Here is a 23,962-nt window from a genome sequence, read left to right on the forward strand (position 1 = left end):
GGCGTGGATTGAGATCAGATATCAGGAAGCCTTTCCAGGAGTGAATACGCTACGCATAAAAGTCATGTATTCTTCCTCTGTCGAACTCCGGCGTGCGTTAATAAACGGCTTAATGTCGTCGGTCAGCACATAACGTAACTGGTTACTGTCATCAGTGAGGGCATCAAAAATGCCTGCGGCCACTTTAATGACGGCATCGGCGTCAGCCCTGGAACGGAAACCCTGATAGAGAAGCGCTATCTCTTCGCGGAAATGGTTATAGTCTTCAATGACAGCATATTCAGCTGAACGCGCGCGGCTTTTGCGGGAAAATTCAGTGTCTGGAACAGCGCCGGGTTCAACGATTTTAACTCTGATTCCCAGCCCCTCCAGCTCATAAGAGAGAGACTCGGAGAAGCCCTCCAGAGCAAACTTGGAAGCGTTGTAGAGGGTGGCCAGTGGCAGGCCGAAGACTCCGACACCAGAGCTGACATTCAAAATGGTACCTTTTCTGTTCGCACGAAACTGGGGGAGTATGGCGCGGGTAACATCCATAACACCAAACAGATTCACATCAAAAATTTCCTGGATACTTTTACGGGGAACCTCTTCAAATACTGCGTTGATACCCCATCCGGCGTTGTTGATTACGGCATCAATGGTGCCGAAACGTTGCAGCCCGGCTGTAATTGCGGCGTCAATGGAATGTCTGTCCTGAACGTCCAGCCGGGTAATCAGGATATTTTCCTGTTCTTCAAGACAGGAGTCAGCGGGTTGACGCATAGACGCAATGACATTCCAGCCCCGGCTGGCGAGCAGTTGTGCTGTAGCCAGTCCGAAGCCGGACGAGCAGCCGGTAATAAGTGCTGTCTGAGACATAATATGGCCTCTGTATGGAAAGAGAAAACAATGTCAGCCAGTCGGGGCACTTGCCCCGGCTGACACAATCAGAGATCAGGTTGGTAGTATTCGGCGATCAGCCCGTCAGGATGAGCGAGGGTGGCATTTCTTCCCCCAGGAGCCTTCAGAGGTCCATGTAACAGCGTTGCACCCTGAGCGGAAAGCCAGTCCAGAACAGCATCCAGATCATCCACCACAAGCAGAGCCTGAGGTTCGCGTATTTCTTCCAGGGCAGATTCACTGCCCGCCAGCAGGATAAATGCGCCCACGATAGCAACATCGATGCCGCGCTCGGGAAAACTCAGAAGCTTATCGCAACTGGTCCCCTGCAGGGTTTCGTAGAACGCGATAGTTCCGGGCAATGCTTCTGCCGGAAGATAAAGACGGAAAGCGTGGTGTACGAGACGCATAAAGTTACTCCTGATGATTGATAACAACACATTGCAGACCGGTTGCCTGACGTGCGGCGTCCATTGCAGCCGGCACATTGTCGAGGCCGTAATTCAGGGCGGTAATGGCATCGGGTGGGATCAGTCCTGCACGGAAGAAATTGAGTACCTGCCGGTATGCTTCAGGCGGATACATAAAGTTACCGATGATGGCCCAGCTGTTTAGCATAAGTTCGGTATAAGAGAGGGGAAGCGGAACAGACATGCTTCCCATCAGTATCATGCGGCCACCGTGGCGCAGGCTGCGGAGGCTGGAGAGGGTCATCGCCGGATCGCCAGCATTGCCAACCATATCAAAAACCATATCTACTGCGCCGTCTGCCTGCTCCCGGATGAGTCGGGTATCAGTATCCATGCTGCCAGTGACGACGACGGGCACCACCCGCGGCCCCGCTATCTTCACCAGCGCATCGAGTCTGGCCGCATTTCGCCCGACAGCCACTACCCTGCGCGCACCCATTGCCAGTGCCAGCAGCACAGCAGCTGCACCATAAGCACCGGTCGCACCTGAAACCACGAGAGTCTCTCCTGCTGAAAACTGGCCGCGCAGCAGACCGCCATAAGGCACGGTAAAGCGCATGCTCATGGCCAGCTGTGCATCGCTCATAAAATCCAGGCCATCCGCCGGAGTAACCAGGCTTGCCGGCAGCACGGCGAATTCTGCCAGGGTGCCATCAGGCCAGTCATTAAGCATCCTGCCTGCGACATCTCCCTGACCGGTCACGCCCAGCAGGATCTGTCCCGGTGAACTGACGTTTTCATTTGTCACAAAGTGAGGGGAAATCACCACGCGCTGGCCGGGTTTGAGATGCCAGACGTTTTCACCGACAGAGTAAATCACCCCAGTTCCGTTACCACCGGGAGTAAATCGTTTATCGGGTGCACGGTATACCGGCAGCCGTCCTTCGACATAATCGCGCATATACGACATCAGTGATGAGGCGTGCATACGGATAACGACGCTACCGGCGCGTGCTTCAGGGGCAGGGATATCGTTCAGATTGAACGGGCCGCCAGGATAATCGAGTTGCCAGGCTTTCATGGGATTCTCCACAGTCTGCAGAGCAACAGGCTGCTCTGGATTTGTTGTCAGTGCTGTAGATTATTTCGACATCAGTGTGTATTTTAAATAATTAAAACACCGCAAAAGGTAATCAACAGTACAATGGATGCACTTTCTGACGTACTTTCCACCCTTAGGGTCAACAGCATGTTCTCCTCGCGCTTTGAGGGGAGTGGGCGCTGGGCGCTGCGTTTTCCCTCTTATAAGCACATCAAATTCGGTTGTGTACTGTCCGGGGAGTTCTGGCTGGGGCTGGCTGGGGCTGAGCCGGTGAGGATTCAGTCCGGTGACATTTATCTGCTGACCAGTGGAAACCCCTTCTTTTCCGCCAGCGATCCCGGGGCGCGACCGCTTGATGGGCCTGAAAATTATCGCCGTTATCGAAATGAAGATGGGGTGGTGCGTTATTGCGGCAGTCCGGATGAGTCCTGTCCGTCCGTCAGCCTTGCAAGCGGCCGTTTCACTTTTGAACATGACGCTGCTGATCTGTTACTGGATAACCTCCCGCCGTTGATCCATCTGCAAGCCAGTGAATCCGACACGTCAGAGTTGTCCCTGATGATGAGTCTGCTCAGGCTGGAGGTCAGTAAAGATCGCATCGGCGCAGAGGTAGCACGGAGCAGTCTGGCGGCATTGATTCTGGTCAATGTGCTGCGTGCATGGATAGCAGGTACCTCATCACCGACCGGGTGGCTCGGCGCATTGTCAGACACCAAAATTGGCCGTGCGCTGACAATGATGCACGCACAGCCAGAGAAAAAATGGACTCTGCAGGGGCTGGCAACGGAAGTCAGCATGTCCAGAACCGCGTTTGCCAGCCACTTCCGTCGGATGGTCGGTTATACGCCCCTTGACTACCTGTTTCGCTGGCGCCTGCTGCTGGCGAAAACTGCGCTGCGCCACAGCAGTGAAAGCCTCAGTGAACTGGCCTGGCGTATCGGTTATCAGTCAGATACGGCATTCAGCATTGCGTTTAAACGCGCCACCGGTTACAGCCCGGGTCAGTACCGGCAGTGCAGCCGCAGCTCACCGGCAGAGGATATCCCGGCGGATTAGGGGGCGCTGGATGCCTTTTTCAGCGCTTCAACAATGGTTTCCGCCTGCAGCAAATGCACCCCGATCCCCTGCAGCTCACGCTGGCCCTGTTCATAGAGTCCGGACAGTGCATCCTGCGCCAGCACTACGCGAAAATCGCGTTCGCTGGCCTGATAAATTGACGTTCGCGGGCAGTTGGGATAGTTACACCCGGCAAAGACCAGAGTGTCTATCTGCTGATCCGTCAGCCACTGTTGCAAGGGTGTCTGAAAAAACGCGCCCCAGCGCGGTTTGTAGATAATGATTTCATCAGGACCGATGTGCTGGATACCACCGCCAAGCAGGGTTTCAGTGTCGAAGCGAATATCGCGCTGTGGCAGCAAATCTTCTGCCAGTTCACAGCCTTCACTTCCTTCCAGCAGGATCTCCGCTCCGCCTTCTACGGCTTCACGCCGGCAGAGGTCCACATTGCTGCCATTGCGCTGATAGATACGCACGATATGCACCACAGGTAATCCTGCTTCTCGCCAGGCCTGAGCCAGTTTGACGATATTTGGCAGTGCTGCGCTGGTGCCGGGAATTTCCAGCGGCTGTCCGTCAAGGGTATCGCGTTGCGTATCAATGGTAATCAGTGCCGAGCGGCGATAGTCCGGCAGGGTGTAGTGGCTCATATGTTCTCCTGTAACTGAAAGCACCCGTTTCATGGGCAGAAAATATTGCAGGTAGACATAATGTACTAAATGTCTATATTGGACAATAAATACATAATGAGGAGTCAACATGTCTGTTTGTTCAGAAGTCTGCCAGTCCAGCCAGCTGGCACATTCCGCACTGCGTCCCCAGGTGCGTATCACCCCTTTCGACAAAAGTCACAGTCTCTCAGCCCGCTATGGCTGTGAACTGTTTCTGAAAGCGGAACATCTTCAACATACCGGGTCATTCAAATTTCGGGGTGCCAGCAATAAAATACGCCTGCTGACTCCGCAGCAGTGCGAGCAGGGCGTGATCACCGCATCTTCCGGCAATCACGGGCAGGGCATGGCTTTCGCCGGTGCACTGGCTGGTGTGCCAGTCACTGTTTATGCAGCGTCCAGTGCCTCGCCGCTGAAGCTCGATGCGATTCGTGCTTATGGTGCTAAGGTCATCACGCTGGATACTGATGCACTCAGTGTGGAACTGGAGGCTGCACGCGCGGCAAAGCAAGCAGGGATCACCTTTGTTTCCCCCTACAATGATATCGATGTCATTGCAGGCCAGGGAACCATAGGCTGCGAGATGCTTGAACAGGAGGCCCCGCCTGATGCGGTGTTTGTGGCAGTCGGCGGCGGAGGGCTGATTTCCGGTATTGGTTCAGTGATGAAACAGCTGTCTCCCTCTACGCGAATCATCGGCTGTTGGCCAGCAGCATCAACCGCTATGTTTGCATCCCTTCGTGCTGGAGAAATCATCGAACCGGAAGAACTGGAGACGCTTTCTGATGGGACGGCAGGGGGCCTGGAACCCGGCACCATCACTTTCCCGCTTTGTCAGCAGGTGATTGATGACTGCGTGCTGGTCAGTGAAGACGAAATCCGCCAGGCAATGCAGACTCTGGCGCGTCATGAACGCTGGATGGTGGAAGGTGCTGCGGGCGTAGCGATGGCGGCGTTTATGCAACAGGCAGAGCGCTGGCGCGGCAAGCGGGTGGCGGTAGTTTTATGCGGAAGAAATATCACCCTGGAGAAGTTCACTGGGGCAGTGCAATGAAAGTGCTCAGCGAACTGGAGATCCGCGCGCTGTATCATGAAGAAAATGCGCTGGCAAAAGTCAGAGAGGGATTTCTTGCCTGGTCTCGTGGCCATGTTCAGATGCCCCCGGTACAACAGTTTCTGTTTGATGAGGCGGGCGGTGACTGCTGTATCAAGTCAGCCTGGATTAGCGGCAGCGACAGCTTCAGCGTTAAGATTTCCACCGGATTTTATCGTAACCCACAGCGTGGGCTAGCCAGTAATGACGGACTGATTATGCTGTTATCGGCCGTCACAGGACAGCCACAAGTATTGCTCAGCGATCATGGCTGGCTGACGGCAATGCGTACCGCGCTGGCAGGACGTATTGTAGCCGGTTACCTGATGCCCGCGCGGGTTGAACGTATCGCCATTTTTGGTGCGGGTCTCCAGGCAGAGCTGCAACTCAGGCAACTGCTGAAAATCACGTCCTGCCGCCGCGTGATGGTATGGGGGAGGAGCACTTCGTCGCTCGAACGTTTCCTGCAAAGTGTGTCTGATCTCGATGCGGATATCCGGGTCACTCAGGATGCAGAAACCGCCGCGCGTGGCAGCCAGCTGATTGTTACGGCAACGCCATCCACCACCCCGCTGATTCACAGGTCCTGGATAGCTCCCGGAGCGCATATTACTGCCGTAGGTGCTGACGCACCGGGTAAGCAGGAACTGGATGCATCGCTTCTTGAAGCTGCTCAATGTGTCATGGTGGACTCAGCCACCCAGTGTCGTGCCTATGGTGAGTTGAGCCAGGTGGACCGGGAATTACCGTTGAGGGTCATCGAGATTGGGACATTACTTGCCCACCCCGGGCTTTATCAGCGGAAGGATGACGATATCACCGTCGCGGATCTGACCGGTCTGGGTGTGCAGGATCTGCAGATTGCGCTCAGTATTCTGGAACAGTTGCAGGCCTGATAAATGCCCGGTTCTCAACCGGGCTTATTGTTACATCAGAAATGCATCAGCAATTTGCCTTTCCGGCGATCGGCCAGCGGCGAACCTCCGGCAATCAGTGCCACCCGCTGACCGGTCCTGACCAGTTTCATCAGAGGCTGAACGAGGATGATGCCATCAATCGGGCTGATAATTGGGAGGCGCTGGCCGGATGAAACCGACTCCATAACCACAATTTCGCCAATCGTTTCGCCGCAGGTGGCCCATTCTCCCGGCTTTTTCTTCCAGACAACCAGACCATTGCCTGGTGCCGCAAGATGCGTGGCACCTTCAAGTGGAAAACTGCTGATATTATCTCGTATCAGTTCTTCGGCTGGTTCCTCCCGGCAGGTAATGATCTGCTCCGATTCCAGAAAGCGTATTATCCGGCGGGCGTCTTGTGCAGCCAGCTCGTCGCTGACATCCGCCTGACCACGCAACTCCAGCGACACGGAAAAGGGGATTCGTGAGGCGGGTACAGCTCCTCTGTCTGCCAGCCACTGCCAGCCAAGCGTGCAGGCTTCATCAAACGCCCCACCGCCAGCGAAGCTCTCCAGTAACACAACCGGGGCGCCGATCGCGGCAGCCAGTGTTACTGCACGTTCCGGGTAGCGCTCATGCGTATACAGGTGCAGGATACCTGCGGTATCGCAGTGCAGATCGAGAATGACGTCGTGTCCGATAGCCTCACGAAGTAACGCTTTTTTCGCAGCCGTGATGACATCATCGTGCGCCTTTTCCTGCAGTATCTGAGTAAAAAGAGATTCGGGATTGGCGTGATGCACGCCTTCCTCAACGGATAATGCCTCCAGCCCGGAGACCACATCGGGAAAGTTTCGGTTAAAATTTTCACCATTTGACAGACTAAACCGTCCGGTCCAGCAGCCCAGAACATTCTGCATCATGCCGATGGGGTTGGCGTAAGGAACCAGCGTAATTTTTCCGTTGATAGACCCATGCTGATGAAGTTCTCCGAGCTGAGCCAGCAGGTGCTGGATAACCAGCATCCCCGGATGCTCATCCGCATGTAGTCCCGCCTGAATGTATACCGCACGTTCACTTTTTCCACCGGAGATAACATGCATCAGCGTTTCGGCCTGCATACCTGTGCCGGTCATGGCGCTGGAAAGCACCCGGGTTTCAATGGTCATAATATTTCCTGTTTCCGGATTCAGTAGATGTCAAAAGGAAAGTAACGGGCATTGAGCTTTTGCCATGTCCCGTCCTGTCTCAGCTGGTTAAAGGCGTTATTGATCGCCTGTTTAAGTGCTTCATCACCTTTACGCAGCCCCATACCAACGCCAACACCGAATATCTGCTCATCGGTAACCGCCGGACCGGCAAAAGCAAAGTCACGGCCTGATGGTTGCTTCAGAAAACCAAAGCTGCCAGCCACTTCATCCTGGAAGGCGGCATCAAGCCGTCCTGCAATCAGGTCTGCGTAAATATCATCCTGGGACGGGTAAGACACCACGTTGACGCCATAGGGGCGCCAGTATTTACCGGCATAGGTTTCCTGGATCGACCCCTGGAGAACACCAATACTTTTATTTTTCAGAGCAGTAGCCGTGGGAAGAATCGATGAATTTCTGGCAGCGATCAGGCGGGCTTTGGCGGAATAGAGCTTCTCAGTGAAGTCAATTTCCTTCAGACGTGCCGGAGTAATCGACATTGAAGACATGATGGCATCGATCTTTCGTGCTTTCAGCGACGGGATCAGAGCATCAAACGGTGATTCAACTACCACGCATCGGGTGTTCATGCGTTTACACAACGCGTTCATCAGGTCGATGTCGAATCCTGTGACCTGCCCATCCGCAGCCTTGCTTTCAAATGGCGCATAACCGGGATCAGTCCCGATCCGCAGCGTGGTCGGGAGTTCCGTTGCCTGTGATGACAGACTCAGCATTAACAGGAGGGAAGAGAGAAAAGGTAATGCGCGCATAAAGGCCTCCGATGTGGGTGTGCGCTTAACCCGGTAATCATCTCTGGACACTTTGTCTCAAAGTTACCGTTATGTAGACTTATATTCCATAATGTACTTTTTGTATATTGCTCAATCAGGAATGAATGATGCACCATCAGCATGGGATGTTTATCAGGTATATGATTATTAAGTATTAAGACAAATGATAATGGGGTATACGGAATTGATCTGACTAAGTACAGGAGTCCCTGGTATGTGTGACATAGACTAAATGTCTTTATTAATGGGGGAATTCAGCCGCCATATGGGCTACATTAACGGCACGACTCTCACCAGGAGCAACATGTGAATACACCGGGCCTTATGTCTGGCATCAAAGCGGAACATTTCAGTACCCTGCAGTCGATTGCTGACGGCATTGCTGCACTTTTCTTTCCGTCGGTTGAAGTGGCAATCCACGATGTCAGGGACGGTAAAATTGCCTATCTGGCGAATAACCTTTCCAAACGAAGCATAGGTGACGATGCGGGCCTGGAGGAGCTCAGCCTACATGATCTGGAGCGTCTGACCGGGCCGTATGAAAAACTGAACTGGGATGGTAAGACAATGCGCTCTGTCAGTATCAGAGCCAATATCGCAGATGATCCGGGCTACATTTTCTGCATTAATTTCAGTACTTCACTGCTGGACGACGCGAAAAATGCGCTGGAACTTTTCCTGTCAGTGAACAGACTGCAACCTCAGCCTGCTCAGCTTTTTAAGCATGACTGGCAGGAAAAAATAAACACCTTCCTGCATCAGTGGCTGGCCGAACATCGCACTTCTCTTTCTACCCTGACGCGTGTTGAGAAAAAAGTGCTCGTCACTGAGCTTTACCACCAGGGGGCTTTCAACGTGCGCAATTCGGCAGACTATATTGCCAATGTGCTCTCGATGGGCCGTGCAACGGTGTATAAGCATCTGAAGGAAATCAAAGAGTAGGAATCCGGCATAAGTGACGTCCTGTTTAATTCCAGACCGATCATTCCGAAAAGCATCCACGGTTAAACCCTGACATGACGAAACCGCGTAAATTTTACGACGGCGACCCGGAGAAAGAGCTGATGGCACGAACTAAAGCATTTGAGCGTGAAGAAGTACTGCATCATGCCATCAGAGTATTTGCTGAGCATGGCTTTGCCGGTACCTCAATGGAGATGTTATTAGAGGCCATGGGACTGAGCAGACAGAGCATTTACGACACATTTGGCGATAAGAAGCAGCTTTATACCGCTGCATTGGGTTTGTATGTCAACGACAGTATCGGTGAAATCGTTGCTTCACTGGTACGTAGTGACTCGCCAGCACGGGCCATCGAAGAAGCGATTGAGCAATTTATTGCTCGTCCTGCCGCGCAGGGATGTCTTGGCATACTGTCGGTATGTGAATTTGGTATCCAGGACGACGAAATCAGCCGCATTAATGCCGTTGCCGGAAAGCGGCTGCTACGCGCTCTGGAAGGAACTCTCCTGCGTGGTCAGGCGCATGGCGACTTTACTAAAGAACAAACGGCGGAACAGATGGCCGGATATCTTGCTGTACTGCTTAATGGCCTGCGGGTCGCCAGCCGGGCGGGTGCCAGCCAGGACGAATTATTGGTTATGAAGACGATAGCCTTACGTGCCCTGAGATAATCGGGCATTCAACAGGACTAACTGCATTTTATTCTGGAATGATCATTCCGGTAAGGAAAAAAATGAAGGGCAAACTGGAGGGTAAAACCGCGCTGGTGATTGGCGGTTCACGGGGAATTGGTCACAGTATTGTCGGTGAGCTTAACCAGCTGGGGGCCAAGGTGGTGTACACCTCAAGGCAACCTGCATCGGAGCTATTCAGGGGGAATAACACACCTCTGTTTATTGCCGCAGACAGCGGTGATACAGAAGCACTGGTACGGGCGGTCGGGCAGGCCGGTGAACAGTCTGGAAGTATTGATGTCCTGGTATATAACGCAGGCATCCTGGTGACCGGCATTATTGATGATTTCAGTATTGCCGATCTCGACCGGATGCTGGCTGTCAATGTACGTGGCCCGTTTGTCGCAATAAAGGCGGCGCTGCCTTATTTGAATCGGGGAGGGCGTATTATCACTATTGGCAGTATCGCGGGAGATGCTGCCAGAGGGCCGGGTTCTACGGTCTATGGTATGACGAAAGCTGCTGTTGAACGTATGGTGCGTGGACTGGCATGGGATCTTGCCTCACGCGGTATTACCATCAACGATGTGCAGCCTGGCCCTGTCGCAACAGATATGACCCCGGCACAGGGCGAGCTGGCAAAACGACTCCGGGACATGCACCCTCAGAGTCGGCTGGGAGAGCCGGATGACATTGCCGGGATGGTTGGCTGGCTGGCAGCTGAAGCGTCTTCGTATGTGAATGGTGCGGCCCTGCGTATTGATGGCGGATTCAGTGCATAACATAAACAACCGGCTTCGATTGAGAAGCCGGTAAACACTCACCGTAAAAGGTTGGTTTTTGCCAGCTCAATAACTTCGTCCGTTCGTCCGTTCAAAACGGCTTTTACCATATAAAGCGTAAACCCCTTTGCCATCTGAGCGGTGACTTTGGGTGGCATAGCCAGCTCCATCCGGCTGACTACGGCATCGATCACGACCGGACCGGGGTGGTTCAGGGCTTCTGCAATCCTGCTTTCAGCCTCTTCCGGTTTCTCAATTCTTACTCCTTTGATCCCCACCGCTTCAGCCATAGCAGCAAAATCGGGATTCTTCAGCTCTGTACCGGTATCAATGAAGCCTGACGCTTTTTGTTCAAGTTCTATGAACCCCAGTGCGCTATTGTTGAACACGATGACTTTTACCGGGAGGCCCAGCTGTGACAGGCTCAGCAGGTCTCCCATCAGCATGGTAAAACCGCCATCACCTGCCAGCGCAATAACAGGGCGACCAGGGCTAGCGGCCTGTGCTCCGATAGCCTGGGCCAGAGCATTGGCCATCGAACCATGCCAGAAGGAACCCAGTAAACGTCGGCTGCCATTCATAGTGAGATAACGCGCTGCCCAGACGGTAGGAAGACCGACATCACAGGTAAAAATGGCGTCTTCTCCCGCAGCATTATCGACCAGATGTGCAATATATTGCGGATGCAGCCTTCCTCCTGTTACGCCTTTTGCCAGATCATCCAGACCAGCACGAGCATGGGAATAATGCTTCAGCGCAACGTCAAGATGGTTCCTGTCCTGTTTTTCATTCAGCAGTGGCAGAAGTGCTGTCAGTGTCGGGCCAATGTGGCCAATCAGCCCCAGGTCTACGGCAACCCGTCGGCCCACGGCGGATGCATCAATATCAATCTGCACGACCTTTGCATTGTCAGGCAGGAACTGCCGGTACGGAAAATCCGTCCCCAGCATCAGTAACAGATCGCAGCTCTGCATGGCATGGTAACCAGATGAAAATCCGATAAGGCCCGTCATGCCTACGTCAAATGGATTGTCCCATTCGACATGTTCTTTACCGCGCATAGAATAAACTATCGGTGCTTTGACTGTTTCAGCAAGCTGCATAAGTTGATCGTGGGCACCGGCACAGCCGCTGCCACACAGCAATGTAATACGCCGTGAGTCATTGATCAGAGAGGCCAGGTCACGAAGTGAAGAGGGCAACGGCACAGTGGCGGAAGCAGAAGGTAAAAGGCCCGCCGGAGGCGCCGCGGTAGTTTCACTTGCCTGCTTCAGTGCAACATCTCCGGGGATAACAATCACGCTGACACACCTCTCGGATAGTGAGCGACGCACCGCAATTTCAAACACCCGCGGCATCTGTTCGGGGGTTGATACCAGCTCACAGTAACCGGAACACTCCCGGAAAAGCTGTTCGGGGTGTGTTTCCTGAAAATAGCCTGTGCCGATTTCCGGCGAGGGGATATGGGCCGCGATGGCAACAACCGGAACGCGGGAACGATGGCAGTCAAAAAGACCATTAATGAGATGCAAGTTGCCCGGTCCGCAACTTCCCGCACAGACTGCAAGCTCACCTGTTACATGGGCATCAGCCCCCGCCGCAAAAGCGGCGACTTCTTCATGACGGACATGCAACCACCGGATACTGCCCTGACGTCTGAGGGCATCGGTAAGGCCATTCAGGCTGTCACCGACGATCCCGTAAATACGCTTTACACCGGCGTTATGAAGCGTGCTGACCATTTGGTCTGCCACAGTTCTGGCCATGATAAGCTCCTTAAATGAGATGCATTTTTCTGGCAGCGCGGGTCAGCTCATCTCTGAAGTCGGGGTGAGCCAGTTCAATAATGCGTAAGGCACGCTCTGTCGATGACAGACCTTTCAGGTTGGCGCTGCCATACTCGGTTACAATGAAATGGGTATCAATTCGCGGTGTCGTGACCGGGCCATCAAGGCGGGGGACAATACGGGATACGGTTCCTTTTGCAGCAGTGGATCGTGCCGCAATAATTGACCGGCCGCCTTTTGAAGCGTAAGCACCTCTCACGAAATCCAGCTGACCGCCGGAAGCACTGTATTGATGCCCGAGCATATGCTCCGAATTACATGCACCAGTCAGGTCAATCTGCAGTGTCGCGTTAATCGAGACGACATTATCGTTCTGTGCAATAACCCGAGGGTCATTAACATAATCGACCGGTCGGCTGAAAACAGAAGGGTTATCATCCAGATAGTCATACATGGCTCTCTGGCCCATCGCGAAGGTGAATACTGACTTCCCGCGGTCAATATTTTTACGCCGATTGGTTACCACCCCGGCCCGGACCAGTTCGACCAACCCGGGATTGAGTGCTTCAGTATGAATACCGAGGTCGTTTCTTGCTCCCAGTGCGGCGCAGACAAGATTTGGCAGCGCACCAACCCCCATTTGCAGACAGGCACCATCCGGAACCAACCCCGCAATGATCCTGCTGATCGTTTCGTCTTCCGGACTGGCGGCTCGTGTAGGCAGTTCAATGAGTGGAGCATCATTCTCGACTATCACATCCACCTCGGAAATATGGATCGCTGCACCATCACCCTGCACGCGTGGCATGTGGCGATTCACTTCGAGGATCAGCCGTTGTGCGGAACGGGCAATGCGGGTGGAATAGTCATTACCGGTGCCAAAACTGAAATAACCGTGCTGATCCATTGGGGAAACAGTATGAACAAAGGTATCGATGCCAATTTCATCAGCAAGCAGGCGAGGAGCCTGATGGAAATTTGATGGCACATAGTTAACCACCTTACGTCCGTCATCCTCCATACCACGGCGGATAAGTGCACGCTCAACCCCAGTAATAAACATGCTGTAAGGCTTAATCCGATCATTAAGTTCATATCGCAGAATGGAATCTCCGGCGATGCGCGCGGTCTCATAATAATACACTCTGAGATCACCTACTTCACCCTGTTCAGCCCGCTGTGCCAGAGCATTCAGTAAAGCGGGAGGTTCTCCTGCATACATTCCCATAGAGAGCCGTGAACCCGAAGGAATGGCCGAAACGGCGTCGTCAGGGGTGGTTAATTTCTCTGCATAAAGTGCGCTAATATCCATGACTCAACTCCTCAGTATCCGGTTGATTCTTCTGGCGAGTGGCCCCGACGATAAACCAGCATGGTGCGTTCAAAACTCATCACCTCTTTGCCATCCTGGTTAATGCCGCGCGTCTGTACCGTCACAATTCCCTGGCCGGGGCGACTTTTTGACAAGCGTTTATTCAGCACCGTGCTTTCGGCATAAAGCGTGTCACCGGCAAATACAGGATGTGTAGCTTTCACGTTGTTCCAGCCGAGATTAGCCACCACTTTGGCACTGACCGTGCGGACGCTCATTCCCGTCAGTAATGCGAGGGTGAAGGTTGAATCGACAAGCAGCTTTTGCCATTCCGTCTTACTGGCATACGCTGCGTCAAAGTGAACCTGCTGAATATTGAGGGTAAGAAGGGTGAACCACACATTATCAGTGTCCAGCACTGTCCGGCCAGGACGATGTTCAAATACATCACCGGGATTGAAGTCTTCCCAGTAAAGGCCTGAGGTTTCGCGGTAGCGACGTTCGCCCAGCGCCTTATAAGCAGGTAGTAAAGAGTCCATAACGTTCTCCGGTTTGACATTGTTAATCAGGCAGAAAGACCGGCGCGGGCAAGCGTCCGCCGCGCCTGGCGGGCAACCGCTTCATCAATCATCATGCCGTTCAGAGTGCCGACACCTTTGGCGTTCTCAGCAAGGATCGAACGTGCTCGTGTGATTTCTGCTTCTGTGGGAGTGAAAAGTGTATTGATGACGCTTATCTGGGCAGGATGAATGCTGGCCTTGGCCGTAAAGCCATAAACGGCAGCTTTAAGGGCTTCAGCCTCAAGAGCATCCTGATCATGAATATCAAAGAATGGTGCATCGATAGCGGCGATACCGCAGGCGGCACAGGCGTTGATTATCCGGCACCGTGTCTGAAGCAGCGGTTCCCAGCTGATACTGGCACCGATATCTGCGGCCATATCTGCGGCACCGAACATCAGTCCAGCCAGTCTGGGGGTGGCTCCTGCAATCGTTTCAACTACATTGAGACCCCGCAGGGACTCGATCAACCCGATAAGCGAGGTTTTTGCCCCGGCAGCGGTCAGAAGACGGTCGAGTATCTGTAGATGGCTAGCTGACTCCGTTTTCGGGAGGATCAGATAATCCGGCTGAGCGCCGCAATCAAACAACATACAGAGATCCTCAATACCTGCCGGGGTATCGAGACCATTGATCCGCAGGGCCAGCGGCAGCTTGTCAGACTGGCGTGAGGTAATGAATGAAACGGCATTTTGTCTGGCAGACTCTTTGTCCGGTGGGGCAACGGAATCCTCAAGATCAAGAATGGCAATATCCGTTCCGCTTGCCGCTGCGCTGGCAAAGCGGTCTGGTCTGGTGGCTGGTGTAAATAACCAGCTGCGCATGGGGTGTTTAACAAAGTCAGACATAACGTTCCTCCTGTGACGTTCAGTCTGCGCTCGCGGTTAACATCTATCCAATATATGATGCTGGGATTGTTAATAGCTTTTAGAGATGATGATGGAACTTCGCCACATTCGCTATTTTCTGGCAGTTGCAGAAGAACGCCATTTCACGCGTGCTGCGGCAAGACTGGGGATTGGTCAGCCGCCCCTCAGCCAGCAGATTAAGGATCTGGAAAATGAACTGGGCGCTCTTTTGTTCCGGCGTATGCCCTATGGTGCGGAACTGACAGAAGCAGGAGAAGCGTTCCTTGCTGTCGTCAAAGAGATGCCAGCGACCGCTGAAAGGGCCTCCCGTGCGGCACAGCGGGCTGTCCGGGGTGAGCTGGGACAATTGCGAGTGGGTTTCACCGCTTCAGCTACGTTTAACAGCGTGGTTCCGGCGGCAATCAGAGCTTTCCGGCGGGCTTATCCGGATGTCAGGCTCCAGCTGGAGGAGGGCAATACCACCCGACTGGTTGATGGGTTGAGTGAAGGTTCCCTGGATGCCGTATTCCTGCGCCCGGGTTTTGCGGGCAGTGATCGCTTTCAGCTGCGCCTGCTTTCTGAAGAATCAATGGTCCTGGTATTGCCAGAAAATCATCCCGCTGCCGTGCAGGAGTCGATAGCGCTTGGCGAACTTCATAACGAAGATTTTCTGCTGTTTCCACGAGATATTGGTCCCACGTTGTATGATTCTGTCATTGATGCATGCCGAAATGCGGGATTTGAGCCAAACATCGCGCAACTTGCCCCACAGATAGCTTCTGTTATTAATCTGGTTGCGGCGGAAATGGGGGTGTCTGTGGTACCTGCTTCAATGGGACAGGTAAAAGTAAATGGCGTTGTGTTCCGCCAGATTGCAGATGAAGCACCGACAGCAAAGCTGGCACTGGCATTCAGACGAAGTGACACCTCGCCAATACTGCGTAACTTTGTTATGCAGACACTTATCTGAAGCATTACTGTCGCTGTACAGCCCAGTCCTGAAGGGCTTGCAGAGCGGGCTGGAGTGCGCGCCCCTGTTCTGTCAGCCGGTATTCCACTTTCGGTGGTACTTCAGGGTAAACAGTCCGGCTGACAATCCCTTCCTTTTCAAGGTCACGCAGTTGCTGAATAAGCATCTTCTGGGATACCTCAGGAATAGCTCTGCGCAGTTCAGAGTTACGCATCACTGGTGCTTTAAACAAATGGTAGATAATTAACGTTTTCCAGCGTCCTTCAAGTACACGCAGTGCGTCGGTCAGCTGCTGTGCGGAACATTGCGTCTTTTCCATCATCCAGACCTATGGTTACTTTTTGGTGAGTATATAACGAAATAGTGCATTCTTGTCTGATATATACCATGCCGCTAACATCCCAAAACACCCGAGGGCACTGTGTCTTCAGGATTCTCATATGAAGGAAATCAGCATGTCTGACTTACTAGTGAATGCAGGGCTGTTGCAATATTTGCTCGATCGTCTGGATATTCAGGACACCATTTCGCGTTACTCATTAGGCCAGGACAGCCACCAGGGGGAAGATTCGGATATTCTGAAGCAGTGGGATGACACGTTTACCCCTGAGGGAAAAGTCGATTACACGGCTGCCGGTGGTCCGGCGGGAACTTATCTGGAGCTTGCAGCCTGGATGCGCGGAAAAGATGGTCAGCCTGGCAGCATGAGTAGTTTTTCAAACTGGCAGCATATGCTGAGCCTGCCCATCGTCAGTGTTGAAGGGAATCGGGCACAGGCCAGGACAGATTTCTTTGCAACACATCGGGGTCGTGTTGATCTGGGTGCAAACATCCATTTCAATGCAAATGGTGCATTTCATGATGAGCTGGAAAGAACGAAGAAAGGATGGCGGATTTCGTTTCGGCGGCTGGAGTTGTATTTTGCAGATTCACTTGCAATAAAAAGTTAATTTTCCAGGGGTTATATGGCTGATAATGCGATATCACGTACGATATCAATATGAGGGAAGAAAGAAGCCTCTGGGGAAATTTAAAACTGACCCGAACATCATGTTTTATCTCCTTTGATTAACCTTATAGCTGTTGGCGTCGCCAATCTAACTCTAAAAGTTATTCTACATTGTGGCAAAAACCTGGAATCACACATCCGTTCCAGGTTGCAGCAGATAGCAGGTGCTGGTGAAGTGTTCAGCACCTTGCGGTTATTCGATGAGCACACAAATACTCATTTACTCAAAGTATCATTTGTAATGCTTTACTTTGGAGGTTGATCCGTGGTGGTCGGCGTATTCAGGTACTGTGAATAATACAGTTTTGCTGTCGAGCGGCTTATGAGTGGGATCGGCGAGTATAATTGTCACCTTGTGTTTTCCTGCTGGCAGTCCGACCAGGATTACGGGTTCACCGCTTGTGTCTGCCCAGTGCCACGGATTGTTATCGACAATGACGTGAATATGCCCAATACGTGGTGTAATTTTCAGCGCCTCAGGTCCAAATACTGGCTCAATGCGCAGATTCTCAGCGCGATACTGAATAAATACCGCCCCTTTACGCAGCGGGCCAGCCAGTGGAGCGTCAACAATCAATTTTACCGGGGGTTGAGGATTCTCAAGTGGCGCGACGGCTGCCGGGCCAAGTACATCGCTGGCGCTCAGGTCTCCGAGTCTGTCGGCCCAGGCGCAGGTCGCCGAAGCGCCTATCAGTAAGGATGAAATCAGCAGTCGGGTTAACATCGGGGGGTATCTCCAGGTTGTTGTTTGATGCACCCAGAAGAACACGGCAATGTACCGGTGATGTGTGCCGAATGGTGAGTTATGCAACTATGTGTATGAGTCAAATAGACAGATACAGTGCGATACAAAATTACCTCCAGCTGGAATACCATCAAATAGGGTCCACCTGGAGGCAGGACGTTTTTTCGGGAAACGTCTCAAAAGATCCAGATACTGGATGAGAGTGGGCAATTCAGGCAGGAGAGTGCTACTGCTATAAGTGGGGGTGTCTCCAGCAGTCGAACTTTGACCCACCTTTATTTAACAACAGAGACGTGTGCAGAATTCAGCGCATCAGGCAGGATTACGGCCTTCATTATGTTTCGCGAATTCGGGGAAGGCATATTTAATGCCGGAACGGGAAGAAATAAAAATACCTGACGGGAGGCTTTTCTTCGCATCAACCACAATTTCGCTGGCCATGCCTTGAAAGAACGGGATTCTGTTCCTGAATAGCGCAGGTTTCAGATCAGGATCACAGGATAATACATTCCCCTCACACGCATCAGCGGGAAGTTCAGTCAGTCTCATCGTCTATGCTTTAGGTTCACATGACCTGAAGAAGGAAACCCATGATGAGCATGAAAACCAGCGACTTCTTTGTGCAGCGCCTGAAAGAATGGGGTGTGACTCGCATATATGGTTATCCGGGTGACGGTATAAATGGCGTACTGGGGGCTATCCAGCGTGCAAACGAAAAAGGAGAGGGGATCGAGTTTATCCAGGTACGCCATGAAGAAATGGCGGCCTTTATGGCCGCCGGACACGCCAAGTTTACCGGCGAACTGGGCGTTTGCCTCTCTACCGGAGGTCCGGGAGCAACGCATCTCCTGACGGGATTGTATGATGCAAAAATGGACCATGCTCCCGTGCTGGCCATTGCAGGTCAGGCAGAAGCGACAGCCAGAGGAGCCAGCTATCAGCAGGAAATGAATTTAGATCGCGTTTTCTCGGATGTGGCGAACTTTGTACAGGAGGCTGCATCATCTGCACAGGTACGTCACCTTATCGATCGGGGCGTGCGCATTGCCAAAGCGCAGAATGGCGTGGCGGTAGTGATTATTCCTAAAGATATTCAGGATGAAGAATGGCAGTCTCCCCCGCATCTTCATGGTTTCACCCACTCCGGGAGCGGATACCAGCCGCCAAAGGTCATTCCCTATGATGCAGACCTGAAACGTGCGGCAGATGTACTCAATGCAGGAAAAAAGGTCGCCATTCTCATTGGCTCAGGCGCACGGGGTGCCGCAGTTGAGGTTGTACAGGCAGCGAATGTACTGGCCGCTGGTGTTGCCAAAGCTTTACTCGGCAAAGATGTGCTGCCGGATGATGCCCCTTTTGTCACAGGCTCAATTGGTCTGCTGGGGACGGAACCTTCCTGGGAGATGATGCAGCATTGCGATACCCTGCTGATGGTTGGCAGTGGTTTCCCCTGGACAGAATTTCTGCCAAAAGAAGGACAGGCGCGTGCCGTGCAGATTGATATCGATCCGGCCATGCTTGGGTTACGTTACCCCTGCGAGGTCAATCTCCACGGCGACGCAGCCGAAACCCTTCGTGCATTGTTACCTCTCCTGTCTCATAAAGACGATCGCAGATGGCAGGAAAGCATCGCACTTCAGGTCCGGGAGTGGTGGAAACAAATCGAGGAGCGCGCGCTTGCCTCAGCTAACCCTGTTAATCCTCAGCGTGTCGTCTGGGAAATGTCCCCGCTGTTGCCTGAGAATACCATCGTCACATCAGACTCCGGTTCCTGCGCCAACTGGTTTGCGCGCGACTATCGCGTCAAGCAGGGACAACGTGCCACGTTGTCAGGCGGCCTTGCCTGCATGGGGGCAGCTGTTCCCTATGCCATAGCGGCAAAATTTGCCCATCCTGAACGCCCGGTCGTGGCACTGGTAGGGGATGGGGCGATGCAGATGAATAACATGGCGGAACTGATCACCATCCAGAAATACTGGCAGCAGTGGGCGGATAAGCGCCTCATCATATGCGTGTTTAATAATCAGGATCTGAATCAGGTAACCTGGGAGCAGCGCGTGATGGAAGGTAATCCCCGTTTTGAAGCTACACAGCAGCTGCCAGACGTTAAATATGCTGAATTTGCCGAGTCGCTGGGGCTGAGAGGCATCTACGTTGACGATCCGGAGCAACTAACCAGTGCCTGGCAGCGTGCCCTCAGCGCTGACCGTCCTGTATTGCTCGAAGTCAAAACGGATCCGGAAGTGGCCCCTCTGCCACCGCATATTACTTTTAAACAGGCTAAAGCGTTTATGTCATCCATGGCTAAAGGCGACCGCGGCGCATCTCAGGTCATTCGGGACACTGCCAGCCAGTTGTTCTCAAAAAAACGAGATCAATAAGCGCATTGCCTCCGGAGTTGCAGGATAATTTGCCGGAACTTATCGGAGAGTGCGCAAAACTGGAGAAAATGATCCTGAGGGAGGGAACCGGGGCTGGCGGGTAAAAAATAGTAAACCGCCTCTCGGCGGTTTAACTATCAGTCAGGTTGTTTGTCGCCTGACTCCGGTGCATTTTTTTCATCATCTTTTAGCTTTTTATCAGGCGATTTTTTTTGCGGATTATAGTCAGGATGGTCACCTTCCAGAGGACGATCAGTCATGATATTCACCTCCTATAAGCTGAATGGTAAGTTAGCCATGGTAAACCAATCGCTCTTACCGCTTTGCCTCCACTCCAGGCTCTTCACTTCGTATAAGAAATTGCTGGGTGAGTTCAGGCAGATAACTCACCAGCCAGTCAGACATAGCCAGTTCCTGTTCGCATATTTGCTTCAGGAGAGGAATGCTTTCATCATCACCCACCTGAGCTGCCGCTTCGATAAGGCTCATATAGCTTGCTATTTCCGCATTTTCAAAAACATACCCAGTTATTGCACCCTTCACCACCTCATCCTCGGTAAATATGCCGCCAAAAGCTTGTCCCATCGCGGCCATTTTTCCCATCACGTCCTTAATGCTTGAATGGGCAATACCCTGTCGATCAAGAATGGTTTCAAGCAAAGTCTGCTGCTGTCGGGTTTCTTCCAGATGCTGTTCAATGCGAATCCTCAGTTCAGGGTAGTTTTCCAGTCGTTTAGCCATTTGCTCAAGCATGGATTCGGCCTGTTTTTCCATTGCATGCGCATCTTTCAGCCAGTCATGATAATGAGAAAGTGAAGAAGACATAATTTACTCCTTGTGAGCAACAGATTATTGCTGTTCGGCTATTTCGGTTAATTTAACATCCGTATTTTTTTCTTCTTCAAGCGTTTCGGCGAGTAACGTAGCTGCTTTGTTCAGTCCCAGTTTTTTGGCCATCGCGATGAGTGTTCCATACGTAGCAATCTCATAATGCTCAACTTTTTGTGCCGCTCCAATAAGGCCGGCATCTCTTACCGGACCTGCGACAACACTTTCAATAATTTCCTGAGCTTCTTCGGCTAAACCTTCGAGCGCATGGCATTTCATTCTCCTGATGCGTAATTCTTCATGGCTTTCGACAACGTTATCAAGCCGTTCTATATGTCCCTGCGTTTCTTCCAGATGCAGCTGAAAAGCATTAATAAGGTCAGGGTCAGTTGCCGCTCGTGCCATTTTAGGTAAGGCGCGGGTAATTTGCTTTTCAGCGCTGTAAATATCTGAAAGGTCATGAATGAATAGTTCTATTAATGTTTCCACTTTCATATTAAGTGACTCCAGAGAAATAATACAGGTAATATATTTGTGAAGTATGGCAACCAATCAGGGACGAAATATCTGGTCCTGAGAGAGGATAGTTTATATTTTATGTTGGAGGACAACACATTGAAAAAGAGAGTGTCGCCATAAGGCTTTCAGCATCCCTGCCGAAATCTGAACATTACCAGAGCGGTAAATTTATTCAGGAGCCACGGTTACTGTTCTGACCGCCTTTTTTACCGGCTTCAGACGCTTTTTCACGGTCATTTTTGAAATTACCGCCGCTGTGCTGTCCACCTTTCTTACCTGCTTCAGACGCTTTCTCTTTGTCTTCTGCAAAATTTCCTGAACCGCCTCTGTGCTGAGTCATAATAATTCCTCTTCATGAGTGTAATTTACATGACAATAAATATTCTTTTTGTCATGTGCGTCGTTCAATTTAAAGCCTAACTAAGAAGTGATAATGCGCAAGTAAAATACCTCATTTATTTTGTTTGTTTCTCATATTATGCCAGGCTTGATTTTTAATAGGTTGTGTGTACGGTATTTTTTGCTTTGTAAAGATCTTCGCTCCGCTTGTTAATTTATAACGTGAATTTGAATGAATCATCCAATGAGGAACATAATTTATGAAAGCAATTGTCTATAACGGGCCTTATGACGTAACGGTAAAAAATGTACCGGATGCGAAAATCGTCCGTCCTACGGACGTCCTGGTACGTATTACCACCACCAATATTTGTGGTTCTGATCTCCATATGTATGAAGGAAGAACCAGCTTTGAAGAAGGGAAAATATTTGGTCATGAGAATCTCGGCCAGGTCGTTGAAATTGGTAGTGGTGTTGAACGGATTAAGGTGGGCGATTATGTCTGTATGCCCTTCAATGTAGGGTGTGGTTTTTGTGAAAACTGTGAAAAAGGACTGACCGGTTTTTGTCTCACGGCTAACCCGGGTGCCGCAGGCGCTGCTTATGGTTTTGCTGAAATGGGCCCCTGGGACGGAGGGCAGGCTGAGCTGTTGCGGGTACCTTTTGCCGATTTCAATTGTCTGGTGTTGCCACAGGATGCAGCCGAAAAGGAAGAGGACTATGTCATGTTGTCCGACATTTTCCCCACCGGCTGGCATGCTACCGAGCTGGCAGGGTTACGTCCCGGTGAGAGTGTGGCGATTTATGGTGCCGGACCCGTTGGTTTAATGGCTGCACATTCAGCCATGATCAAAGGGGCTTCGCAGGTTTTTGTGATTGATACCCATCAGGACCGCCTGGCGCTGGCGGAAAAAATGGGAGCCATTGCGATCAATGCGCCAGCTGAAGAGGCCGTACAAAAAATTCTGGATCTGACCGGGGGGCGCGGTACCGACTGCGGCTGTGAATGTGTGGGGTATCAATGCTGCGATAAGCATGGGCATGAGGATAATTCGGTGACAATGAACTGCCTGGTTGCCTCCACCAAAGCCACCGGCGGAATTGGCGTGGTGGGGGTGTTTGTCCCTCAGGATCCTGGCGCGGCAACTGAACTGGCTAAGCAGGGGAAAATGCCATTCGATTTCGGCAGCTTCTGGTTTAAAGGGCAGGCCATTCGCACCGGGCAGGCCAATGTTAAGGCATATAACCGCCAGCTGGCACGGCTGATTTCTCAGGATAAAGCACACCCGGGGCAGATTATTTCCCACCGGCTGGCGCTGGCAGATGCACCTGAGGGTTACAGACATTTCGATGACCGCTCTGAAGGGTGGACCAAAGTGATCCTTAAGCCATGATCCGTTCCCCTGGTGGTCGCTGCTTTTGGTCGTGACCGCCACAACATCATCACTCCAGTATCCGCCGCAATTCCTCCAGACAAAAAAGTGTTGCCTGATGGACTACCGCTTCGCTGCTTCCTGCAAATTGTCGGCAGGCAGTATGGACCTGGTCGTCGGCTAAGTACCACGCAAACCAGACTGTACCTGGCGGGGTGCCATCTTCACCGCCATCTGGCCCTGCATAGCCACTCACCGCTATACCGATGTCATCACCTGCGCGCTGTTTTGCCCCCTCAGCCATCTCATGGACGACCTGCCCACTCACGGCGGTATAGCGACGCAATGTATCGCTGCTCACGCCCAGAAGACGCTGTTTAGCCCGATCGGAATAGGTAATAAATCCGCTGCAGTAAAAACGGCTACTGTCAGCTACAGCGGCCAGAGATGATGCCACCCAGCCGGAGGTGCACGACTCCGCGGTGGTGACTGTCAGCCCCTGGGATAACAGTGTCTTACTTAAGGCCGTTGCAGCTTTGATTAATTCCTCATTCATAGTTCACCGGAATAATTTCCCTTTTACCTATACGTAAGGAAATTATAGATAAAAACTGAATCCGCAGCCTGAAATAAGCGATACGGCAAAAGGCAGACTATTCCTGGTTATCATTTTTGCAATGTCTCGTTACCTTCTGATTTTCTTCTTCTTATTTCATTACGTTAAGAAAATGCCAGTCCTACCAAATAAAATAACCGAAACGGTCTGGATGGAAACTCGCTT

28 protein-coding genes are annotated in these 23,962 nt (G+C 52.0%); 10 read left to right on the forward strand and 18 right to left on the reverse strand.

All coding sequences use genetic code 11. The annotated features are described in order from the left end of the window. Positions 1-21 precede the first annotated feature (21 nt). The 3 genes from CUN67_RS25925 to CUN67_RS25935 all read right to left on the reverse strand — a co-directional run bounded on the left by CUN67_RS25925 (position 22) and on the right by CUN67_RS25935 (position 2,370). Positions 22-858: an SDR family oxidoreductase gene (locus CUN67_RS25925; RefSeq protein WP_208718335.1), complete on the reverse strand. Its 837-nt coding sequence runs from the start codon at positions 856-858 to the stop codon at positions 22-24. A 68-nt stretch (positions 859-926) separates the two neighbouring features. Beyond that, positions 927-1,289: a VOC family protein gene (locus CUN67_RS25930; RefSeq protein ID WP_208718336.1), complete on the reverse strand. Its 363-nt coding sequence runs from the start codon at positions 1,287-1,289 to the stop codon at positions 927-929. A gap of 4 nt (positions 1,290-1,293) precedes the next feature. Continuing rightward, positions 1,294-2,370 carry a zinc-binding dehydrogenase gene (locus CUN67_RS25935; RefSeq protein WP_208718337.1) on the reverse strand — a complete coding sequence of 359 codons (1,077 nt, stop codon included), beginning with the start codon at positions 2,368-2,370 and terminating at the stop codon, positions 1,294-1,296. A gap of 123 nt (positions 2,371-2,493) precedes the next feature. Between CUN67_RS25935 and CUN67_RS25940 the strand changes: the two genes are divergently transcribed. Beyond that, positions 2,494-3,447 carry an AraC family transcriptional regulator gene (locus CUN67_RS25940; protein ID WP_208718338.1) on the forward strand — a complete coding sequence of 318 codons (954 nt, stop codon included), beginning with the start codon at positions 2,494-2,496 and terminating at the stop codon, positions 3,445-3,447. Here the strand turns inward: CUN67_RS25940 and CUN67_RS25945 are convergent. Then, entirely contained in the window at positions 3,444-4,097 is a 654-nt protein-coding gene (locus CUN67_RS25945; protein ID WP_208718339.1) for a cysteine hydrolase family protein, read from the reverse strand. The two genes, CUN67_RS25940 and CUN67_RS25945, sit on opposite strands and share 4 nt — an antisense overlap. A 109-nt stretch (positions 4,098-4,206) precedes the next feature. On the opposite strand from CUN67_RS25945, the gene CUN67_RS25950 reads away from it, so the two are divergent. Continuing rightward, the gene (locus CUN67_RS25950; RefSeq protein ID WP_208718340.1) at positions 4,207-5,172 is read left to right on the forward strand and encodes a threonine/serine dehydratase; all 966 of its coding nucleotides are present in this window, start codon (positions 4,207-4,209) and stop codon (positions 5,170-5,172) included. Then, entirely contained in the window at positions 5,169-6,107 is a 939-nt protein-coding gene (locus CUN67_RS25955) for an ornithine cyclodeaminase family protein (protein ID WP_208718341.1), read from the forward strand. Before CUN67_RS25950 ends, CUN67_RS25955 begins: the two co-directional genes overlap by 4 nt. A 35-nt stretch (positions 6,108-6,142) precedes the next feature. On the opposite strand, the gene CUN67_RS25960 is transcribed toward CUN67_RS25955, so the two are convergent. Together CUN67_RS25960 and CUN67_RS25965 are read right to left on the reverse strand one after the other, a co-directional pair. Beyond that, positions 6,143-7,276 carry a M14 family zinc carboxypeptidase gene (locus CUN67_RS25960; protein WP_208718342.1) on the reverse strand — a complete coding sequence of 378 codons (1,134 nt, stop codon included), beginning with the start codon at positions 7,274-7,276 and terminating at the stop codon, positions 6,143-6,145. Positions 7,277-7,296: 20 nt separating this feature from the next. Then, positions 7,297-8,034 carry an ABC transporter substrate-binding protein gene (locus CUN67_RS25965; RefSeq protein ID WP_439332300.1) on the reverse strand — a complete coding sequence of 246 codons (738 nt, stop codon included), beginning with the start codon at positions 8,032-8,034 and terminating at the stop codon, positions 7,297-7,299. A gap of 381 nt (positions 8,035-8,415) precedes the next feature. Here CUN67_RS25965 and CUN67_RS25970 point away from each other — a divergent pair, with 381 nt between their 5' ends. From CUN67_RS25970 to CUN67_RS25980, 3 genes are all read left to right on the forward strand, one after another. Continuing rightward, the gene (locus CUN67_RS25970) at positions 8,416-9,033 is read left to right on the forward strand and encodes a helix-turn-helix transcriptional regulator (RefSeq protein ID WP_208719507.1); all 618 of its coding nucleotides are present in this window, start codon (positions 8,416-8,418) and stop codon (positions 9,031-9,033) included. A gap of 74 nt (positions 9,034-9,107) precedes the next feature. Continuing rightward, positions 9,108-9,725 carry a TetR/AcrR family transcriptional regulator gene (locus CUN67_RS25975; protein WP_208718344.1) on the forward strand — a complete coding sequence of 206 codons (618 nt, stop codon included), beginning with the start codon at positions 9,108-9,110 and terminating at the stop codon, positions 9,723-9,725. Positions 9,726-9,787: 62 nt separating this feature from the next. Further along, complete coding sequence (locus CUN67_RS25980) at positions 9,788-10,510, forward strand: SDR family NAD(P)-dependent oxidoreductase (RefSeq protein WP_208718345.1); 723 nt, start codon at positions 9,788-9,790, stop codon at positions 10,508-10,510. A gap of 38 nt (positions 10,511-10,548) precedes the next feature. Here the strand turns inward: CUN67_RS25980 and poxB are convergent, their stop codons facing one another. The 4 genes from poxB to ripC are packed head-to-tail and all read right to left on the reverse strand — an operon-like array spanning position 10,549 to position 15,017. Beyond that, positions 10,549-12,276, reverse strand: coding sequence for a ubiquinone-dependent pyruvate dehydrogenase (poxB, locus tag CUN67_RS25985; protein ID WP_208718346.1), 1,728 nt, complete (start codon positions 12,274-12,276; stop codon positions 10,549-10,551). A gap of 10 nt (positions 12,277-12,286) precedes the next feature. Further along, the gene (ripA, locus tag CUN67_RS25990; RefSeq protein WP_208718347.1) at positions 12,287-13,609 is read right to left on the reverse strand and encodes an acetyl-CoA hydrolase/transferase family protein; all 1,323 of its coding nucleotides are present in this window, start codon (positions 13,607-13,609) and stop codon (positions 12,287-12,289) included. An 11-nt stretch (positions 13,610-13,620) separates the two neighbouring features. Further along, complete coding sequence (gene ripB, locus CUN67_RS25995) at positions 13,621-14,148, reverse strand: (R)-specific enoyl-CoA hydratase RipB/Ich (RefSeq protein ID WP_208718348.1); 528 nt, start codon at positions 14,146-14,148, stop codon at positions 13,621-13,623. A gap of 26 nt (positions 14,149-14,174) precedes the next feature. Then, a complete protein-coding gene (gene ripC / locus CUN67_RS26000) occupies positions 14,175-15,017 on the reverse strand; it encodes an itaconate degradation C-C-lyase RipC (protein ID WP_208718349.1) in 843 nt (280 codons plus the stop codon). 91 nt (positions 15,018-15,108) lie between these two features. Between ripC and ripR the strand changes: the two genes are divergently transcribed. After that, positions 15,109-15,987, forward strand: coding sequence for a LysR family transcriptional regulator (gene ripR, locus CUN67_RS26005; protein WP_208719509.1), 879 nt, complete (start codon positions 15,109-15,111; stop codon positions 15,985-15,987). Between the two features lie 4 nt (positions 15,988-15,991). Here ripR and CUN67_RS26010 read toward each other — a convergent pair whose 3' ends face one another. Further along, positions 15,992-16,309: a winged helix-turn-helix transcriptional regulator gene (locus CUN67_RS26010; RefSeq protein ID WP_208718350.1), complete on the reverse strand. Its 318-nt coding sequence runs from the start codon at positions 16,307-16,309 to the stop codon at positions 15,992-15,994. A 118-nt stretch (positions 16,310-16,427) separates the two neighbouring features. Here CUN67_RS26010 and CUN67_RS26015 point away from each other — a divergent pair, with 118 nt between their 5' ends. Beyond that, a complete protein-coding gene (locus tag CUN67_RS26015; RefSeq protein ID WP_208718351.1) occupies positions 16,428-16,937 on the forward strand; it encodes a nuclear transport factor 2 family protein in 510 nt (169 codons plus the stop codon). 291 nt (positions 16,938-17,228) lie between these two features. Here the strand turns inward: CUN67_RS26015 and CUN67_RS26020 are convergent, their stop codons facing one another. Then, on the reverse strand, positions 17,229-17,720 hold the full coding sequence (locus CUN67_RS26020; protein WP_208718352.1) for a DUF6130 family protein: 492 nt from the start codon (positions 17,718-17,720) through the stop codon (positions 17,229-17,231). 333 nt (positions 17,721-18,053) lie between these two features. Further along, entirely contained in the window at positions 18,054-18,290 is a 237-nt protein-coding gene (locus CUN67_RS26025) for a hypothetical protein (RefSeq protein ID WP_208718353.1), read from the reverse strand. A 44-nt stretch (positions 18,291-18,334) separates the two neighbouring features. On the opposite strand from CUN67_RS26025, the gene CUN67_RS26030 reads away from it, so the two are divergent. After that, on the forward strand, positions 18,335-20,122 hold the full coding sequence (locus CUN67_RS26030; RefSeq protein WP_208719510.1) for a thiamine pyrophosphate-requiring protein: 1,788 nt from the start codon (positions 18,335-18,337) through the stop codon (positions 20,120-20,122). A 137-nt stretch (positions 20,123-20,259) separates the two neighbouring features. On the opposite strand, the gene CUN67_RS30615 is transcribed toward CUN67_RS26030, so the two are convergent. From CUN67_RS30615 to CUN67_RS26045, 4 genes are all read right to left on the reverse strand, one after another. Beyond that, the gene (locus CUN67_RS30615; protein WP_302882840.1) at positions 20,260-20,382 is read right to left on the reverse strand and encodes a hypothetical protein; all 123 of its coding nucleotides are present in this window, start codon (positions 20,380-20,382) and stop codon (positions 20,260-20,262) included. A gap of 55 nt (positions 20,383-20,437) precedes the next feature. Beyond that, the gene (locus CUN67_RS26035; protein WP_208718354.1) at positions 20,438-20,947 is read right to left on the reverse strand and encodes a ferritin-like domain-containing protein; all 510 of its coding nucleotides are present in this window, start codon (positions 20,945-20,947) and stop codon (positions 20,438-20,440) included. Positions 20,948-20,971: 24 nt separating this feature from the next. Then, positions 20,972-21,445: a YciE/YciF ferroxidase family protein gene (locus CUN67_RS26040; protein ID WP_208718355.1), complete on the reverse strand. Its 474-nt coding sequence runs from the start codon at positions 21,443-21,445 to the stop codon at positions 20,972-20,974. 196 nt (positions 21,446-21,641) lie between these two features. Next, entirely contained in the window at positions 21,642-21,809 is a 168-nt protein-coding gene (locus CUN67_RS26045) for a general stress protein (RefSeq protein WP_021185151.1), read from the reverse strand. Between the two features lie 259 nt (positions 21,810-22,068). Here CUN67_RS26045 and CUN67_RS26050 point away from each other — a divergent pair, with 259 nt between their 5' ends. Then, complete coding sequence (locus CUN67_RS26050; RefSeq protein WP_208718356.1) at positions 22,069-23,202, forward strand: glutathione-independent formaldehyde dehydrogenase; 1,134 nt, start codon at positions 22,069-22,071, stop codon at positions 23,200-23,202. A 49-nt stretch (positions 23,203-23,251) separates the two neighbouring features. On the opposite strand, the gene CUN67_RS26055 is transcribed toward CUN67_RS26050, so the two are convergent. Then, a complete protein-coding gene (locus CUN67_RS26055; protein WP_208718357.1) occupies positions 23,252-23,737 on the reverse strand; it encodes a CinA family protein in 486 nt (161 codons plus the stop codon). Positions 23,738-23,962 lie beyond the last annotated feature (225 nt).

Source organism: Pantoea cypripedii (assembly GCF_011395035.1).
Classification (GTDB): domain Bacteria; phylum Pseudomonadota; class Gammaproteobacteria; order Enterobacterales; family Enterobacteriaceae; genus Pantoea; species Pantoea cypripedii_A.